This is a genomic window from Aeromonas sp. R5-3, assembly GCF_040908225.1.
GTDB classification, from domain to species: Bacteria; Pseudomonadota; Gammaproteobacteria; order Enterobacterales; family Aeromonadaceae; genus Aeromonas; species Aeromonas dhakensis.
The window spans coordinates 1-17,416 of record NZ_JBFODH010000012.1; the positions used below are offsets into that span (position 1 = coordinate 1).

Sequence of the window (17,416 nt, forward strand, 5' to 3'; positions counted from 1 at the left end):
CTTCCTTCGGTATCAATTTCAGACCCTTTTTGAACATGCTGTAGGGGGTCTGACCCTCCATCATCCTGCCCTGATGTGGCCGCTGGGTGTTGTAGTGCTCCAGGTCTGTCTGCATCTGCTCCACCGACTCATACCAGGTTGTTCTCCCCTTGATACGGAAGTGTTCATCCAACAGGGTACGATGCAGCCGTTCGATAAAGCCGTTGCTCTGCGGCCTGCGTACTTTGGTTGTCCGATGTTCAATCCCCTCCAGTTGCAGGAACAGCTCGTAGGGATGATGGTCAGGGCGCCCACAGAACTCACGTCCGTTATCCGACAGGATGGTGTAGACCCGCGCCTCGTGAGCCTCGAAGAACGGCAGCACCGTTTCGTTGAGCACATGGACCGAGGTCACCGGCAGCTTGCTGGTGTAGAGTCGTCCCCAGGCGTGGCGGCTGTAGCAGTCCAGCACGGTTTGCAGATACACCTTGCCAACCCCCTTGAGTGCACCGACGAAGAAGGTATCGACCGCCACCAGTTCCCCGGTGTAGTGGACCTCTATCTGGCGTTCGCGAAACTCGGGACTGAAGCGCTCTAACAGGCGAATTTGCTCGTCATTGAGCTCAATGGTCTGTTCCCTATGGGTTTTCTCGAGGCGCAACAAACGGTCATGTTTGGAGAGCAAGTCATGACGTTGCCACACGCCACGCACACCTCCCGCACTGACGTTGATGCCTTGCAGAGCCAGTTCTTGCGCGACCCGCAGCGGGCCATGGGTTGGTCTGGTGAGGGAGTAATCGAGGATGGCCTGTTCAATCTCGGGCGCAACCCGGTTGGGATGAGCCCCTTTACAACCGGGCAATTTGTCGAGTAACCCCTCGGCGCCATAGGTCTGGTAGTTGCGCCGGATCTCGTAGAACTGCTGGCGGCTGTATCCGATGAGCTTGCAGGCTTTGCTGACGTTATTGAGCTCTTTGGCGAGCTCTAGCAGGCTGAGTTTGCGACGTGCTACTTTCTCGTTGGTGGTGATGCGGTGACTCCAGATAACACGGTAGGGGTACCGTTTTGTTATCCGGTTTGAAGCCGTATGACTACTCCCTTTTGTGGGCAACTGTCAGGTGAATACCATCTCCATACAACCAGTGCCGTAGGGGGCCATGAAATTGCACCTCTATTTTTGAGCCTTATACCCCGTACAAAAGCCGCTCTGCAAACGGTGCAATGCGCTGCGCTTATTGCACCCTACCTGTTGTGTCAATCCGTTGGGGTGGTGTGGTTGAGCGCCATGCCTCGTTATCAAGGTAACAAAAGGGGCGATCTGCGCCCCGACTCTTCTAATGCCCCTGCTTTATATCACTGCCTGCTCGTCCGGCATGGTTTGATAGTCTGCTGATTCACCACCAACACTCCTGTTTTTCCTCCCATCAGGGCGAGCAGAAAAGGCCAAGCTCACTCATACCTCGCCGCTTCCCAGGCGTGTATCGCCTGTTTGCGGGTCTCGCCCCAGTGATAGCCGCCGAGTTTGCCGTTTTGCTGGATGACTCTGTGGCAGGGGATCATCAAGGCGACGGGGTTGGCGCCCACCGCCAGCCCCACGGCGCGGGCGGCCTTGGGGTTGCCGACGGCGCTCGCCACCTGGGCGTAGCTCACCACCTTGGCAGGCGGGATCTGCAGCAGCGCCCGCCAGACGCTGATCTGAAAGTTGGTGCCGCTCACGTGCAAGGAGATGGGGCGATCCGGCGCCTTGCTGCCATCGAACATGGTGTGGATGACCCCCTGGGTACGTGACGGTGCCTCCCTAAGTTCTGCCTCTGGCCAGTTGTGGGCGAGGGCGGCCAGTGGCGTCTGTGGATCCTGCTCATCGAGAAACGAGAAGTTGCACACCCCTCGCGGGGTCAGGGCGACGAACGCCTGGCCGAAGGGGGTGTCGTGCACCCCGTGATCGATAACCAGCCCGGCCCCGCGTTGCTTGTACTCGCCCGGCGTCACCGCTTCGAGCTGCACGAAGTGATCGTAGAGCCGCGAGCCGCTGCTCAGGCCCAGGGTATCGGCCACTTCCAGCAGCGGGCGTGACTCCTGCAGCAGTGCCTTGGCCCGCTCCAGAGTCAGCACCTGCAGATAGCGTTTGGGTGTCACCCCGGCCCAGCGGCTGAACAGCCGCTGGAAGTGAAAGGGGCTCAAGTGAACGTGCGCCGCTATCTCGTCCAGGGTGGGCTGGCGCGCCACCTGGCTTGCGATAAAACGGATGGCATCGGCGATGCGGGCGTAATCAGACATAAGGCGCTCTCACGATAGGTTTGCAGCCGCAGCATCTTGGGTGCGACAAGGTCATGTGCGACAAATAGATACCCCACCATCGGCCAGCAGAGCAATGCCGGTGGTAAAGCTGGATGCATCGGACGCGAGATAAAGGGCCGAGCGGGCGATCTCCTCCGGTTGGGCCAGCCGTTTGATGGCATGCATATTCTGCACAAAGGCGAGGCTCTCCGGGGTATTGGTAAAGGCCCGCCCCATGGGGGTGTCGGTGCCCCCCGGCAGCAGGGCGTTGACCCGCACCCCTTGTGCCCCATATTCGGCAGCCAGCACCTGAGTCAGGCCAATCAGGCCGGCCTTGCTCGCGGCATAGGCCGCCATGCCGGGCAGCCCCAGGGTATGGCCGACGAAGGTGGAGGTAAAGATAAGCGAACCGCCGCCGCGTGCCTGCATGGCGGGGATCTGGTACTTGGCCCCCACAAAGGCGCTGGTGAGGTTGGTATCCAGCGTCTCCTGCCACTGCGCCAGTTCAAGCGCCGGCACGCTGCCCGGTGTCCCCGTGATGCCTGCGTTGTTGAAGGCGATATCGAGCCCTCCGAAACGGGTCAGCGCGAGATCCACCAGGGCGCGGGCATAGGTTTCGCTTTTCACATCTCCCGCCAGGCTCACCGCCTGGCCCCCCTCGTGGCGGATCTCCTCCACCAGCAGATCCAGCTCGCTCTGGCGGCGGGCGCCGACCACCACGCTGGCGCCTTCCCGGGCAAACAGGATGGCGCTGGCGCGGCCGATGCCGGAGCTGGCGCCGGTGATGATGGCGACCTTGTTGGACAGTAATGACATGGCAGTTCCCTCGCAGGTGTGTTGTGCAGGCGCACAGGGTTGGCAGTGGGTTGGAACCTCAATAGGTTCGACCCCACGCTGGTTCGGCTCCACTATGGCAACCAGCCCTCGCAGACACGACCCGGATCTTGCTCTCTTTGCCCCCATGCCGCTTTGCTGCGCGCAGATAGCGGCCCTCGCGGCAACAAAACAGGGGATCTTCGGCCGTCATTCTCTATAATGCTCCCTCTTTTTTGACTGCCGGTTTGACTGCTGAGCCAACCACCGGCAGCGCCGCTGGCCGCGAGCCGGCCACCCCGATAGAGACGATGTCATGCATACCCTGGAACAGCTGCGCGCAGGTGAACTCTGCGGCGCCCGCCACCTCAAACTCGCCGAAAACCTGACGGAGTTCCCGCCCGAGATCTTTAGTCTCAAAGAGACGCTGGAGGTGCTGGATCTCACCGGCAACCAGTTGAGTCGGCTGCCTGACGAGCTGGCCGGGTTCAGCAAGCTGCACATCATTTTCTGCTCCGAGAATCGCTTTACCGAGCTGCCCGAGGTGCTGGGGCGCTGCCCGGCGCTCACCATGGTGGGCTTCAAGGCCAACCGGATCGCCACGGTTCCCGCCGCGTCGCTGCCGGCGGGGCTGCGCTGGTTGATCCTGACCGACAACGCGGTGGAGCAGCTACCCGATGAGCTGGGTCAGTGCGGCGCCCTGCAAAAGCTGATGCTCTCGGGCAATCGCCTGCGCGAGCTGCCGGCAAGCCTGGCCAACTGCCAGCGTCTGGAGCTGGTGCGTATCGCCGCCAACCGGCTCGAGGCGCTTCCGGATTGGCTGGCGAGGCTGCCGCGTCTTGCCTGGTTGGCGTATGCGGGCAACCCCTTCAGCGACAGGCAAGAGCAGCGGTTGAGCCAGTGCGCCTCGGTGGCCGACATCCCGTGGGCTGCACTGCAGGTGGGCGAGTTGCTGGGGCAGGGGGCATCCGGCGTCATCCATCGCGCCGAGCTGGCAACGCCAGCGGGGCCGCGGGCGGTGGCGGTCAAGTGCTTCAAGGGGACCGTGACCAGCGATGGGCTGCCCCGCTGCGAGTTGGCGGTGTCGCTGGCGGCTGGCCGTCATCCCCATCTGGTCGGGGTCGAGGGGCGGGTGGGCGATCACCCCTCCGGCATCCCGGCGCTGGTGATGGCGCTGATAGACCCCGATTTTATCAACCTGGCGGGACCGCCGAGCCTGGACTCCTGTACTCGCGACATCTACCCGGCCGATGCTCGCTTTACCCCGGCTGCGCTGCTGGCCATGGCGCAGGGGGTGGCGAGCGCCGCGCTGCATCTGCACGGGCGCGGCATCCTGCATGGCGATCTCTACGCCCACAACATGCTGTACGCCTCACAAAGGGAGGGCCGGCTGCTGCTCGGGGATTTCGGCGCCGCCTCCTGTTACGAGCGAACCGACGGCGAGCTGGCCGGCTTGCTGGAGCGATTGGAAGTGAGAGCCTTCGGCTGCCTGCTGGAAGAGCTGCTGGCCCGCTGTGTCCCCCGTGATGACAGGCTGGATGCCCTGCATGTGCTGGTGGATGACTGTCTCGCCGAGGTAGTGGCGACGCGCCCAGATTTTACCCAGATTACAGCCAGGCTAGCTGCGGTGGCGGCGGTCATCTTTGCCGAGCCAGTCTTGCTCTGATCCGGCTCGCCCTGCCGTCGCGGTAGCAAGCAGGCGCAAAGCAGGCGAGCAAGAGCAGGAGTGGATGACAAAAAGATGTCAAAAGGGGGCCTTGGGGCCCTTTTTTGTTTTGCTGTGCTTTTTTGGGCAAAAGTTACGGCTGCCGCCCTGTTGGTGCTTGCGTGCAGCGGGCTAAGTTGTGATATTGAGGCATCTTTACATGACAGGGGTGACGGGATGGAAGCGGCTTTTTGGCATCAGCGTTGGGAAGAGAACCGGATCGGCTTTCATCAGGCGGATTTCAATCGCTGGCTGCAATCCTGGTGGTCGGCCCAGCAGCAGGGCGAGCCCGTGCTGGTGCCCCTGTGCGGCAAGTCCCGCGACATGCTCTGGCTGAGCGGGCAGGGCCATCCGGTCGACGGGTTCGAACTCTCGTCCGTCGCCATCAACAGCTTTTTCAGCGAGAACAAACTGAGCGAAACGGTGAGTGCCGAGGGGCCCTATCAGTGCCATCAGCACGACAGCCTGCGCATCTATGAGGGGGATTTTTTCGCCGCCCCCGAACTTGGCCGCCGCTATCGGCTGGCCTACGACAGGGCGGCCCTCATTGCGCTGCCGACCGCCATGCGCCGTCAATATGCCGAGCTGATGAGCCGGCTTATCGAGGCGGGCGGTCAGATCCTGCTGGTGACTCTGGAGTATCAGCCGGAGCAGCAGCGCCAGCCGCCGTTCTCGGTGGGGGAGATGGAGGTACGCACCCTGTTCGAGCGCCACTTCCAGGTAGAGGTGCTGGGGCGAGCGGCCGAGCTCGATCACCCCAGGGTGCTGTCGGGCCAGCTCTCCTACTTCGACGAAGTGGCCTACCGGCTGGTGCGCCGTCCAAAGGCCTGACCAAAAGCGTGAGCTGAGGCGATAAAACTGGCCATAAAGCTGCAGCTGGTTGACTCTTTATTACCTCCTTTGACATAGATCAACGTGACAAGGGAGGGGAGTGCCTAAGATGAGCCTGTTTCTCAATCACTGTTGTCATCGGCAGGCGCGCTCTGGTTTGGGACTGCCCGCCGACCATCAACTCAGTGTCTGATTTTCACGCTCATGTTCACTTTTGGCGGCTCTGGTCGCAATTGATTATGGTTTTTCCAGCCGACCCCAAGGGGTCGGCTTTTTATTGGCTGCAACAGAGGGAAAGGAGGCCTGATCAGGCCTCGAAGGTGGCGGCATTGAGCCGGAATGCGCGCGGGTCGTCGATAAACTGGCCGGTGATGCGCTCGTCGTGCTCGTGGCCCTGACCATAGCTGCAGAGGATCAGCCGATCCGACGTTCTCGATCTCAGCTGGGTGATAAAGCGCACCAGATCGGCGCGGCTCAGGTTGCCCACCTCCTCGCACACCCTTTCGCGCTGATCAAAGCCCAGATCCTTGTTGCCGATGCTGACCCACAGCCGTTGGCCACGGCTGCGCAGGTTGGCATCCCGCTCGCTCAGCTGGGCCTGCAGGCCCGCCTTGCTGTCTTGCCACTGGCGGGCGGTGAGCTCGAGCATGGCCAGCGGAAACAGATCGATGAACTCCTCCACCGCATCCAGCAGGATCTGCGGCCCGGCCACCGGCGACTGGATGTAGAAGATGAGGCCGGGATGGCGGTTGAGGGGCAGGTTGCCGGCCCCCACCACGTAGCCGAGCTGCTGACGGGTGCGCAGCTCGTGAAAGAAGGTGGAGGACATGATGTGGTTGGCCAGGGTGAAGCAGGCCAGATCCCGTGCCCGGGTGGTGCGCGACTGGTAGTAGACCAGCAGGGCCGAGTCTTCATGCTCGCAGCCCTGTTCACGAATGAGGGTGCCCCTGTCCTGGATGGAGATGAGCGGGCGACGGGTCTCGGCACTGGGCTGGCTGTTGACGCCGAGGTGGCGCTCCAGCAGGGCGGCGAGCTCGAGGGCCTCGGCGGCGGTCCAGTCGCCGTGCACCAGGGTCTCTACGTGCACCTCGGCAAAGAGGCTCGCCACGAAGGCGGGCATCTCGTCCAGTTCGACGCTGCGCAGGTGGCGCAGCAACTGCTCGAACGGCGGGTTGTTGGGCTGCAGCAGGCTGGTGAGCTGGTTGAACAGCTGGGAGATGGGGCGCGCCTTGGACTGGTTGTCCCAGTTGCGGATGAGCTGCTCCTTGATTTCGCTAAAGCGGGCCGGATCCGGGTAACCCAGGGTGCGGTTGCCGAGGATCATGTCGAGCAGCAGCGGCTGCTTGTCGGCAAAGCCGCTCAGGTTGATGGTAAAGCCGCCCTGGTGGGCATAGATCTGGTAACCGAGCCCCGCCAGCTCCGCCGGGTAGGTGAGGGCGTTGAGGTGGTCGGTGAGCAGCTCCACCGCGAGGCGTGCCATGGCGATGTGGCGCGGGCTCTTGACCGCGTGCTCGCTGTCGATGGAGATGTAGAGGTTGCCCTTGGGCACGCTGAACTGATGCTCGTGCAGGTGCCAGAGCCGAAAGCCGGGCCGATCGATGAGGCAGGCGGGCATGTCGGCGGCAAGCTCGGGCGTGCGCACGTCGAGCCGGTTGCTGATGAAGGGGTTGGGCAGCGGCAGGGCCAGCGCCGGATCCGGCTCGCTCTGCTGCCAGCGGATCTTCTCCGCCTCGGTGATGATGGAGACGCTGTAGGGGGTCTGATACCAGCGGGCCAGCCGGTCCGTGCCGAGCTCCGGCGCCGTGACGGTCATGCGCAGGTTGTGCGGGGTGAGCTTGGCGAGCAGGCGGCGAATGAGCGGCTCGTCGTATGCGCGCATCATGTAGTCGCCGTAGAGCAGGTCATCTGGGGCGTAGCTGAACAGGTTCAACACCAGCCCGGAGACGGTGTCGAGCGCCCGGCCCCGCTCCTGAAAACGAAACGCCGATTCGAGTACGGTGCGTTTCTCGTCATAGCGCCAGGCTTCCACTCCGCCGCGCTCGATGAGCTTCAAGTAACCGAACAGGGCCGTCACTATCTCGTTGACGTGTTCGAGCCCGAGCGGGGTCAGCCCGAAGTTGACGCCAAAATCCTTGAAGTTGGCGCCGCTGATGCCACCGCCGGCGGAGAGCTGGTTGACCCAGCCCTTCGCTTTCAGCAGGGAGAGCAGGCTGCCGTCCCCTTCGTAGCCGATGAGGTGGCTCAGGAAGGTGAGGGGCTTCTTGTCGTAATACTCATCCACGTTGGGCAGCGGGAAGGTGAGCGCGAGCTTGCGGGTCTCCTTGACCGGGTTGATCTGGATGCGAATGCCCAGGTCATCGAGCCGGTAGAGGGGCATGTCTAGGGTCGGCGTTCCCAGATTGCGATTCAAAATGGGAGCGAAAAAGCGATCGCACCAACCCAGCTGGGTCTCGATGGTGGCTGGCGATAGCATCACCAGCGCCATGAGATCCGCGCTGTAGTGGGTTTCGTAAAACCGGATAAGGTCGGAGCGCAGATCCCGGCCGGGCAGATCGGCCAGGGTATCCAGATTGCCCACCGAGAATTTGGCGAAGGGGTGGGCGGGATTGACCGTCTCCTTGTGCACCTGGTAGCTGCGGCGCACGTCGTCCTGCAGCTTGAGGCGGTATTCGGAGTCGACCGCGTTGCGCTCCTTGTCCACCCACTCGGGATCGAAGGTGGGGCAGATGAAGAACTGGGAGAAGCGATCCAGCCCTGCCTCGAAGAAGCCGTTGTCGATTTCGAAGAAGAAGTTGGTGAACTCGGTGCCGGTCCAGGCGTTGTTGCTGCCGCCATGACGGCTCATAAATTGCTGGTATTCACCAGGTTTGGGATAGGTGCAGGTGCCAAGGAACAGCATATGCTCAAGGAAATGAGCCATCCCCTGCCGGTCCGCCGGATCGTCGAAGTGGCCGGTGTTGACGGCCAGTGAGGCGGCAGACTTGTCGGTGTCGGGATCGCAGATCAACAAGACCCTGAGCCGGTTCGCCAGCTCCAGATAGTGGTATTGCCGATGGTCGTTGGGACTGGCATATGGGCTCATTGGCGCGTGACTCTTGTTGGATTTATTTGAATTTAAACATGATTATCGACCCCGCTACCCGGTGAGGCAAACCCTTTTCTGAGAGGTAGCGCAATTGTTTCCCCCGGCATGGCGGGGTAAGATCCCCCCGCTATCAAAACAGGCCCGTTGGGCGAGGTTGTAATGAAAATCTACATCATGCGTCATGGCCAGGCTGGCATGAATGCGAAAACAGATGAACAGCGTCCACTGACCGAGCAGGGAATCGAAGAGTCCATCCACATGGCTCGCTGGCTGGCCCCCCAGCTTGGCGGCAAGCTGGATCGGGTGATCCACAGCAACTATCTGCGCGCCAGACAAACCTGGCAGAGCATATGCAGTGAATTACCCAAGGCGGGGGCCGTCGAAGAGAGCGGTGACATCACCCCTTATGGCGATCCGGCCTTCGTGGCGAGCTACCTCACCACGCTGGCAGCCAAGCACGACAGCATCCTGATGGTGAGCCACCTGCCGCTGGTGGGATACCTGGTGCAGAGCCTCTGTCCGGCGGCGGGTGCCCCCATGTTTGCCACCTCGGGCCTGGCCTGTATCGAGTGGCAGGATGGCAAGGGGGTCTTGCTCTGGCTGGAAGGACCACATACAATACGCTAAAAGTTAATAAAAAGTTATAGATTGGTTTTTTGGGGAAGAGAGTTGCGATTTTTCCGGATTTTTATACAGATTTGACGGAATTATTTCGCAGAAGCTGCTGTCATACGGATACAACTGCAAGAGGTTGCAAACGATGAGAGTATTCAAGAAGTACCTGCCACTGATGGTGGCAAAACATGTCAAAACCTTCTTCAAGGGGCGGATTTACATCCACGGCAGAGGACGCTTCGACTTCCAGTCCGGCTTGCTGATGATGCCCACGTCGGCGGACATTCCCCACCGCCAGACCGTGGTCGAGGTCAACGCGTTGATCTCGAGACTGCACATGGATGCGGCGTGATAGCTTCGTCACCTCGCTGATCCGCGTCATGCCCGCCACCGCGCGGGCATGATTGTTTTTGGGGCCATTCCGGCCTCTTTGGCGCTGTTCGGTTCCCCTTTTTGTCAGGCAATCCACCCCGGACGGCCTGGCGCTTGCTAATCCTGCCGGCCTCCCTATACTCCCGCCTGAAATACCCGCTGGCTTTTTCTGGATATAGCGATGCCCCTTGCCTTCTTGTTTCCCTTCTCCTGCATGGCCATCTGGGCCGGCAACGCCATCGTCAGCAAATTGGCGGTGGGGGTGCTCTCACCGGCGGCGCTGGCCTGGTCACGCTGGATGGTGGCCGCCATCGTGCTGACCCCGTTTCTGGCCCATCGGGCCTGGCGCGAGCGAGCCAAACTGCGGGCCGGTTTCTATCAGCTGGCGGCGCAGGCCCTGCTTGGCATGGTGCTCAACCAGACCTTCGGCTACTACGCGGCGCAGACCCTGGGGGCGACCGAGATCGGCCTGATGATGGGGCTGACGCCGTTGATGACTGTGCTGCTCAGCATCTGGTTGCTGCGCGAACGTCCCACCTGGGGTGCGCTGTTAGGCGGCGTCATCTCCATTCTGGGATTGGCCATTTTGCTGGGGCAGGGGGATCCCGCCCGCCTCTTTACCCAGGGCATCCACATCGGCTCCGTCTACATGCTGCTGTCGGCGGGCACCTATGCGCTCTACAGCGTGCTGCTCAAGAAGTGGGATCTGGGGCTCGACAACTGGTCCATGCTCTACGGCCAGGTGCTCTGCAGCCTGCTGTTTCTCACCCCGTTTTATCTGCTGGTGGATGGACACTGGCCGGACGGGCGGGCGCTCTGGCTCATCCTCTATGCGGGGATCCCGACCTCGGCCCTGTCCCCCTGGCTCTGGATGCAGGGCATTGCTCTGCTCGGGGCAAGTCGCACCGCCATCTTCATGAACCTGTTGCCGGTGATGACCGCCGGTCTGGCCATCAGCTGGCTCGGCGAGCGGCTCACCAGCTACCACCTGATCGGCGGTGGCATGACCCTGTTTGGGGTCTTGCTGGCCCAGCTGCTGGTGCAACCTGTGGTGCTGCGCCGGCGCAGGGTGGCACTGGCCGCCTGCCAGGAGGATTGAAAAAAAGACCGCCGAATGGCGGTCTTTTTTTATGCGGGATAGCTAGCCTCACTGCGCGGTGAGGTAGAGGTCCTTCGAGTAGACCAGATCCTGCGGATTCTGGTAGGGGTAGCCCTTGATGTTGGGCTTGAGCAGGCGGGACTTGACGTAGAAGTAGACCGGGGCGATGGGGGCGTCGGCCTCGATCACCGCTTCCGCCTGTTGATAGAGGCGGTTGCGCTCGGCGCCATCCTGCGAGTCGTGGGCCTTGCTCAGCAGGGCGTCGTACTCCTTGTTGAACCACTTGCCGCTGTTGGCGCTGCTGCTGGAGGTCAGGATATCGAGGAAGGTGGACGCATCGTTGTAGTCCCCGTTCCAGGAGTAGCGACTGACCCCGAAATCCCCTTCGTTGAGGGCCGAGACCATGGTTTTCCACTCCATGTTGTTGAGCTTGGCCTGGACACCCAGGTTGTGCTTCCACATGGAGGAGATGGCCAGCGCTATCTTCTTGTGCCCCTCGTTGGTGTTGTAGAGGATGTCCACCGTCAGTGGTTTGTCCGGGCCGTAGCCCGCCTCGTCGAGCAGCGCCTTGGCCTGCTTGATCCGCTCCTCCTTGCTCATCAGCTCGCTGGCCGGTCGCTTGAGCTCGAAGCCGTCGACGATGGGCGGAGTCAGGCTGAAGGCGGAGATCTGACCCTGTCCCAGGATCTTCTCGGTGATGGTGTCCCGGTCGATGGCCAGCGACAGCGCCTTGCGCACCTTGGGGTCATCGAACGGTTTGCGCTGGGTGTTGAACACGTAGTAGTAGGTGGCCAGGGTCGGCACGCTCACCAGCTCCTGCGGGCTCTGCTGCTTGAGCTGCTTGTACTGCTCGAGCGGGTAGCTGGTGTAGTGCAGCTCGCCGGCGCGGTAGCGGTTGTAGGCGGCGGTATCGGAGACGATCTCCAGATAGAGCACCTTGTTCAGCACCGTATTCTTGTTGTCCCAGTAATGGGGGTTGCGCTCGGCGATGAGACGTTCGTTGGGGGTCCACTCCTTGAGCACGAAGGCGCCGTTGGAGACGATGTTGCCCGGCTTGACCCACTCATGACCGAACTTCTCGATGGTCGCCTTCGGCGCCGGGAAGGTGGTGTAGTGGGAGAGGGTCTTCAGGAAGAAGGGGACCGGGTTTTTCAAGGTGATCTGCAGGGTATGGTCATCGAGCGCCTTGATGCCCAGCGTATCCGGGCTCTGCTTGCCCTGGATGACCTCGGCGGCATTGGTGACGCCGGTCAGCTCGATGAACCAGGCATAGTTGGAGGCGTTCTTGGGATCCGCCGCCCGCTGCCAGCCATAGACATAATCGGCCGCCGTCACCGGCTCGCCGTTGGACCACTTGGCATCGGGTCTGAGCTTGAAGGTGTAGACGGTGCCGGTGGGATCGAGCTGGTAACCCAGGGCGCCGGCAGGCTGCAGCTTGCCGTCCCCATCCAGGGTGTAGAGCCCCTCGAACAGATCGTTGACGATTTCGCTGCCTGCGCTTTCTTCCACCATCTGGGGATCGATGGAGGCGGGTTCGGTACCTATGTTGCGGATGAAGGTTTGCTGCTCTGCGGGTAACAGCTTGGTACCGGCCGGTACCTGAGCCGCCAGGACGGGGAGTGCGAACAGTGCGGCCACCGTGCCGGCAATGAGAGTCCTTTTCATTGAATATCCTTATGTTTTTTTGCTTCCAAAGCCTGGCCAGTGTGCGGGATTGATGGCGAGATCTCAAGAGGCAGGCCGGTCTCCTTTGGCATGCGCCCCAGATAGGGGGCAGAGCGGGGATCTTGGCGCCTTCATGGCAACATCTTCGTGATTTTTTGCCACGAATTAACATTCGAAAAGTTACCGATTGAAACCAGTTTATGGCGAGCGCCGGGCAGAAAAAATGGCGGGAATGCGCATTTATCAAGCGGCTTAATTCGCTGCAAAAACAAAAAACAGACGTTACATTAGGTTACAAAACAACGCTGCCGAGGATCGGCACTTTTTTTGCTGATGCTTGCAAACGTTTTCAATGCCAACGGAAACGATCTTAAAGGAACCATAATGCGAAACATGATCACCATGGGCGAGTTCATCGTCAAAAAGCAGGCGGATTATCCCACTGCGACCGGCGAGCTGACCTCCCTGCTCAGCTCCATTCGCCTGGCTGCCAAGGTGGTGAACCGGGAGATCAACAAGGCGGGGCTGGCGGACATCATCGGCTCCATGGGTGCTGAAAACGTGCAGGGCGAGGTGCAGCAGAAGCTGGACGTCTACGCCAACGAGCGCTTCAAGGCGGCGCTCGAAGCCCGTGGCGAGGTGTGTGGCATGGCCTCCGAAGAGGAGGAGGATTTCGTCTCCTTCGATTCCGAGCTCTCCCGCCACTCCAAGTACGTGGTGCTGATAGATCCCCTCGACGGCTCCTCCAACATCGACGTCAACGTCTCCGTCGGGACCATCTTCTCCATCTATCGCCGGGTCAGCAAGCCGGGTGCCGGCGTCACCCTGGAAGACTTCCTGCAGCCGGGCAACCGCCAGGTCGCCGCCGGTTACGTGGTCTATGGCTCCTCCACCATGCTGGTCTACACCACCGGTTTTGGCGTCAACGGCTTTACCTACGACCCCTCCATCGGCTGCTTCTGCCTCTCCCACGAGAACATCCGCATTCCGGAAGAGGGCAAGATCTACTCCATCAACGAGGGCAACTACATCAAGTTCCCGGACGGGGTGAAGAAGTACCTCAAATATTGCCAGGAGCGGGACGAGGCGACCCACCGCCCTTATACCTCTCGCTATATCGGTTCTCTGGTCTCCGATTTTCACCGCAACCTGCTCAAGGGTGGCATCTACATCTATCCGTCCGGCACCAACTCGCCGAACGGCAAGCTGCGTCTGCTCTATGAGTGCAACCCCATGGCGTTCCTGGTGGAGCAGGCGGGTGGCAGAGCCTCCGACGGCTTCAACCGCATCATGGATATCCAGCCCACCGCGCTGCACCAGCGCACCCCCTATTTCGTGGGCTCCACCAAGATGGTGGAACGGGCCGAGGCCTTCATGCGGGAGTTCTCCGCCCACGAGAACCCGGCCGAGCAGGCTTGACCGCTTGTGTCACGGGATAAAAAACGGGAGCCAATATGGCTCCCGTTTTATTTGGGTGAGTGGCTAGCCGCTCAAGGAATGCTACCTCAGGGGCTGGCGTGGCTGGCGAGATCCGCCAGCAGACCATCCACCAGTTTGAGGCGCATGGCCCGATCCTGGGTCGGCACCTGGAAGCGAAGCCGGGTCGGCCCGTCCATCTTGTAGATGCGCGGCTGCTCGGAGAGCAGCTTGACCAGATAGGCAGGGTTGACCTTGGTTTCCTGGGTAAAGTCCAGATAGCCGCCGCGCTCGCTCATCTCCACCCGGCGAATGCCCAGCGCCGTGGCGCGCTGGCGGAAGGCGGCCAGTTCCATCAGGGTTTTGGTTGGCTCCGGCAGCAGGCCGAAGCGGTCGATGAGCTCCACTTTGAGTTCGCGCAGCTCCTGCTCGTCCGCCGCGCTGGCGATCCGTTTGTACATGGAGAGCCGCATGTTGACGTCCGGGATGTAGTCGTCCGGGAGCAAGGCAGGTAGGCGCAGCTCCACCTCGGTGTGTTGGCTCATGAGCTGTTCGAGCGACGGCTCCTTGCCATGTTTGAGCGCCTCCACCGCCTGCTCCAGCATCTCCATGTAGAGGGTGAAGCCGACCGATTCGATCTGGCCGCTCTGATCGTCGCCAAGCAGCTCGCCGGCGCCGCGGATCTCCAGATCGTGGGTGGCGAGCGCAAAGCCGGCGCCGAGATCTTCGAGCGACGCGATGGCCTCCAGCCGCTTGGCCGCGTCCTTGGTCATCAGCTTGGGATGAGGGGTGAGCAGGTAGGCATAGGCCTGGTGGTGGGAGCGGCCGACCCGGCCCCGCAGCTGGTGCAGCTGGGCCAGGCCCAGATGATCCGCCCGGTCCATGATAATGGTGTTGGCGCTCGGCACGTCGATGCCGGTCTCGATGATGGTGGTGCAGACCAGCAGGTTGAAGCGCTGGTGGTAGAAATCCGACATCACCCGCTCGAGCTCGCGCTCGCGCATCTGGCCGTGGGCGATACCGATGCGCGCCTCCGGCACCAGCTCGGCAAGATCCGCCGCGCACTTCTCGATGCTCTCCACGTCGTTGTGCAGGTAGTAGACCTGGCCGCCGCGCTTCAATTCCCGCAGCACCGCCTCGCGCACCACCGCCGGCTCATGCTGGCGCACGAAGGTCTTGATGGCCAGGCGCTTGGCGGGTGGGGTGGCGATGATGGAGAGATCCCGCATGCCCGACATCGCCATGTTGAGGGTACGCGGAATGGGGGTGGCGGTAAGGGTGAGAATATCCACGTCGGCGCGCAGCGCCTTGATCTTCTCCTTCTGGCGCACCCCGAAGCGATGCTCCTCGTCGACGATGAGCAGGCCCAGATCCTTGAAGGTGAGCTCGGCGCCGAGCAGCTTGTGGGTGCCGATGATGATGTCCACCTTGCCCTCGGCCATCTCCTTCATCACCGCGCTCTGCTCCTTGGCGGAACGGAAGCGGCTCAGCACCTCTACCCGCACCGGCCAGTTGGCGAAGCGGTCGCGGAAGTTGTCGTAGTGCTGCTGGGCGAGCAGGGTGGTGGGCACCAGCACAGCCACCTGCTTGCCGCCGTGCACGGCCACAAAGGCCGCTCGCATCGCCACTTCGGTTTTGCCAAAGCCCACGTCGCCGCACACCAGGCGGTCCATGCTCTTGGCCTGACACATGTCGCCGAGCACGGCGTTGATGGCGTTGAGCTGATCGTCGGTCTCCTCGAACGGGAAGCCGGCGGCAAACTGGCGATAGGCCTCGCGGTCGTGCTTGAAGGCAAAGCCGGCGCGGGCCGCGCGGTGGGCGTAGACATCGAGCAGCTCGGCCGCCACGTCGCGCACCTTCTCGGCCGCCTTGCGCCGCGCCTTGACCCAGGCCTCGCCGCCGAGCTTGTGGCTGGGCGGATTGTCGGAACCTGTGTAGCGGCTGATGAGATGCAAGCTGGTGACCGGCACGAACAGCTTGTCGCCACCGGCGTACTCCAGGGTCAGAAACTCGGTGGGCAGGCCGCCGGCGTCTATGGTCTCCAGCCCCAGATAGCGGCCGACCCCGTGATCCAGGTGCACCACCGGCTGACCCTGGGTCAGCTCGCCCAAGTTTCGGATCACCGCATCGGAGCTTAAATTCTTGCTCTTCTCCCGTTGCCGTTTGCTGCGGATCTTGCCGCCCAGCAGTTCGGTCTCGGTGATGAGCGCCAGCTCCTCTTGCCCCGGCTCTCGCAGCAAGAAACCGCGTTCGAGCGGTGCCACCAGCAGGCCATGGCGGGCCTTGCTGGTGATGAAGGCATCGAGCGAGGTGAACTCCTTGGGTTGCAGCGCAATGCGCGCCAGCAGGTCCCCCAGCACCTCGCGCCGTCCTTCGGACTCCACCGCAAACAGGGTGCGGCCGGCAAAATCTTGTAGGAACTGGCTGAGGGCCAGCAGCGGCTGCTCCTTGCTGTGATCGAGCTGAAGATCCGGTAGCGCCGAGAGGGGCAGGTCGTGCTGGCCTGCATCACCGGCGGTGGGGGCCTCCTGCAGCCGTACGGCCGCATACTGGCCCAGGGCGGCAAACAGCTGCTCCACCGGCAGGTAGATCTGCTGGGGCGGCAGCAGGGGACGGGTATTGTCCCAGCGCCTGTCTTCGTAGCGCTGGCCGATGTCGTTCCAGAAGCGCTGGGCGGCGGGGTAGATCTCCCCCACGGTCAGCAGCAGGGTGTTGTCCGGCAGGTGATCAAACAGGCTGGCGGTCTGCTGGAAGAAGAGCGGCAGATAGTACTCGATGCCCGCCGGCCAGCGCCCCTTGCTCACCTCCTGATAGATGGAGCCATCGGCGCGGGAGATCTCGAACTGTTCGCGATACTGGCCGCGAAACAGCTCGATGGCGGCTTCATCGGTGGGAAACTCCCGGGCCGGCAACAGGCTGACGCTCTTGACCGGCTCGCTGGAGCGCTGGGTCTCGGGGTCGAACGGGCGGATGGAGTCCACCTCGTCGTCGAAAAAATCGATGCGATAGGGGCTGCTGCTGCCCATGGGGAAGAGATCGAGCAGGGAGCCGCGGGCGGCAAATTCGCCGTGCTCCAGCACCTGCTCTACCGCCACGTAACCTGCCTCGGCCAGGCGTGCGCGCAGCTGCTGCAGGTTGAGGCGCTGGCCGCTTTTCACCATCAGGCTGTATTTGTCGAGATAGACCCGAGGCGCCGTGCGCAGCATCAGGGTGGAGATGGGCACGATCAGCACGCCGCTGCTCATCTGCGGCAGCTTGTAGAGGGTCTCGAGCCGCTGGGAGATGATGTCCTGATGGGGGGAGAAGGTGTCGTAGGGCAGGGTCTCCCAGTCCGGGAACAGCAGCACCGGACAGTCGGTGTCGGCCAACAGGTATTGCAGTTCCTGTTCGAGGCGCAGGGCGCTCGGGGTATCGGCGGTCACCAGCAGGACGGGGCGATGCGCCTCCTGGGTGAGGCGGGCGGCCATCAGCGAGAGGCTGCTGCCTGTCAGCTGGCCGAGCGTTAACTTTTGGCCCGCCTTGGCGGGCAAGGCGGGGAGCTTCATTGGCATCATTCGAT

12 protein-coding genes are annotated in these 17,416 nt (G+C 62.1%); 6 read left to right on the forward strand and 6 right to left on the reverse strand.

Annotation, left to right across the window (positions count from 1 at the left end; all coding sequences use genetic code 11):
• From AB5Y95_RS05625 to AB5Y95_RS05635, 3 genes are all read right to left on the reverse strand, one after another.
• On the reverse strand, positions 1-1,009 hold a 1,009-nt coding region (locus AB5Y95_RS05625), incomplete at its 3' end, for an IS481-like element ISAs19 family transposase (RefSeq protein ID WP_368159954.1).
• Positions 1,010-1,428: 419 nt separating this feature from the next.
• Entirely contained in the window at positions 1,429-2,256 is an 828-nt protein-coding gene (locus tag AB5Y95_RS05630) for a bifunctional transcriptional activator/DNA repair enzyme AdaA (protein WP_042050540.1), read from the reverse strand.
• A gap of 51 nt (positions 2,257-2,307) precedes the next feature.
• Positions 2,308-3,072 carry an SDR family oxidoreductase gene (locus AB5Y95_RS05635; protein WP_368159908.1) on the reverse strand — a complete coding sequence of 255 codons (765 nt, stop codon included), beginning with the start codon at positions 3,070-3,072 and terminating at the stop codon, positions 2,308-2,310.
• Positions 3,073-3,385: 313 nt separating this feature from the next.
• On the opposite strand from AB5Y95_RS05635, the gene AB5Y95_RS05640 reads away from it, so the two are divergent.
• Together AB5Y95_RS05640 and AB5Y95_RS05645 are read left to right on the forward strand one after the other, a co-directional pair.
• Positions 3,386-4,735 carry a leucine-rich repeat-containing protein kinase family protein gene (locus tag AB5Y95_RS05640; RefSeq protein ID WP_368159910.1) on the forward strand — a complete coding sequence of 450 codons (1,350 nt, stop codon included), beginning with the start codon at positions 3,386-3,388 and terminating at the stop codon, positions 4,733-4,735.
• A 216-nt stretch (positions 4,736-4,951) separates the two neighbouring features.
• Complete coding sequence (locus AB5Y95_RS05645; protein ID WP_368159913.1) at positions 4,952-5,605, forward strand: thiopurine S-methyltransferase; 654 nt, start codon at positions 4,952-4,954, stop codon at positions 5,603-5,605.
• Positions 5,606-5,912: 307 nt separating this feature from the next.
• On the opposite strand, the gene AB5Y95_RS05650 is transcribed toward AB5Y95_RS05645, so the two are convergent.
• On the reverse strand, positions 5,913-8,687 hold the full coding sequence (locus tag AB5Y95_RS05650) for an insulinase family protein (protein ID WP_368159915.1): 2,775 nt from the start codon (positions 8,685-8,687) through the stop codon (positions 5,913-5,915).
• Between the two features lie 162 nt (positions 8,688-8,849).
• Between AB5Y95_RS05650 and sixA the strand changes: the two genes are divergently transcribed.
• The 3 genes from sixA to AB5Y95_RS05665 all read left to right on the forward strand — a co-directional run bounded on the left by sixA (position 8,850) and on the right by AB5Y95_RS05665 (position 10,776).
• Positions 8,850-9,317: a phosphohistidine phosphatase SixA gene (gene sixA, locus AB5Y95_RS05655; RefSeq protein WP_017784731.1), complete on the forward strand. Its 468-nt coding sequence runs from the start codon at positions 8,850-8,852 to the stop codon at positions 9,315-9,317.
• 133 nt (positions 9,318-9,450) lie between these two features.
• Positions 9,451-9,657: a DUF1107 domain-containing protein gene (locus tag AB5Y95_RS05660; protein ID WP_005301545.1), complete on the forward strand. Its 207-nt coding sequence runs from the start codon at positions 9,451-9,453 to the stop codon at positions 9,655-9,657.
• A 201-nt stretch (positions 9,658-9,858) separates the two neighbouring features.
• Positions 9,859-10,776, forward strand: a complete 918-nt coding sequence (locus AB5Y95_RS05665) for a DMT family transporter (RefSeq protein ID WP_368159918.1) — start codon at positions 9,859-9,861, stop codon at positions 10,774-10,776.
• Positions 10,777-10,824: 48 nt separating this feature from the next.
• On the opposite strand, the gene AB5Y95_RS05670 is transcribed toward AB5Y95_RS05665, so the two are convergent.
• Entirely contained in the window at positions 10,825-12,441 is a 1,617-nt protein-coding gene (locus tag AB5Y95_RS05670) for a peptide ABC transporter substrate-binding protein (RefSeq protein ID WP_368159921.1), read from the reverse strand.
• Positions 12,442-12,825: 384 nt separating this feature from the next.
• Between AB5Y95_RS05670 and fbp the strand changes: the two genes are divergently transcribed.
• Positions 12,826-13,860 (forward strand): class 1 fructose-bisphosphatase, encoded by a 1,035-nt coding sequence (gene fbp / locus AB5Y95_RS05675; protein ID WP_017781392.1) that lies wholly within the window; start codon positions 12,826-12,828, stop codon positions 13,858-13,860.
• Positions 13,861-13,946: 86 nt separating this feature from the next.
• On the opposite strand, the gene mfd is transcribed toward fbp, so the two are convergent.
• Entirely contained in the window at positions 13,947-17,411 is a 3,465-nt protein-coding gene (gene mfd / locus AB5Y95_RS05680) for a transcription-repair coupling factor (protein WP_368159925.1), read from the reverse strand.
• Positions 17,412-17,416 lie beyond the last annotated feature (5 nt).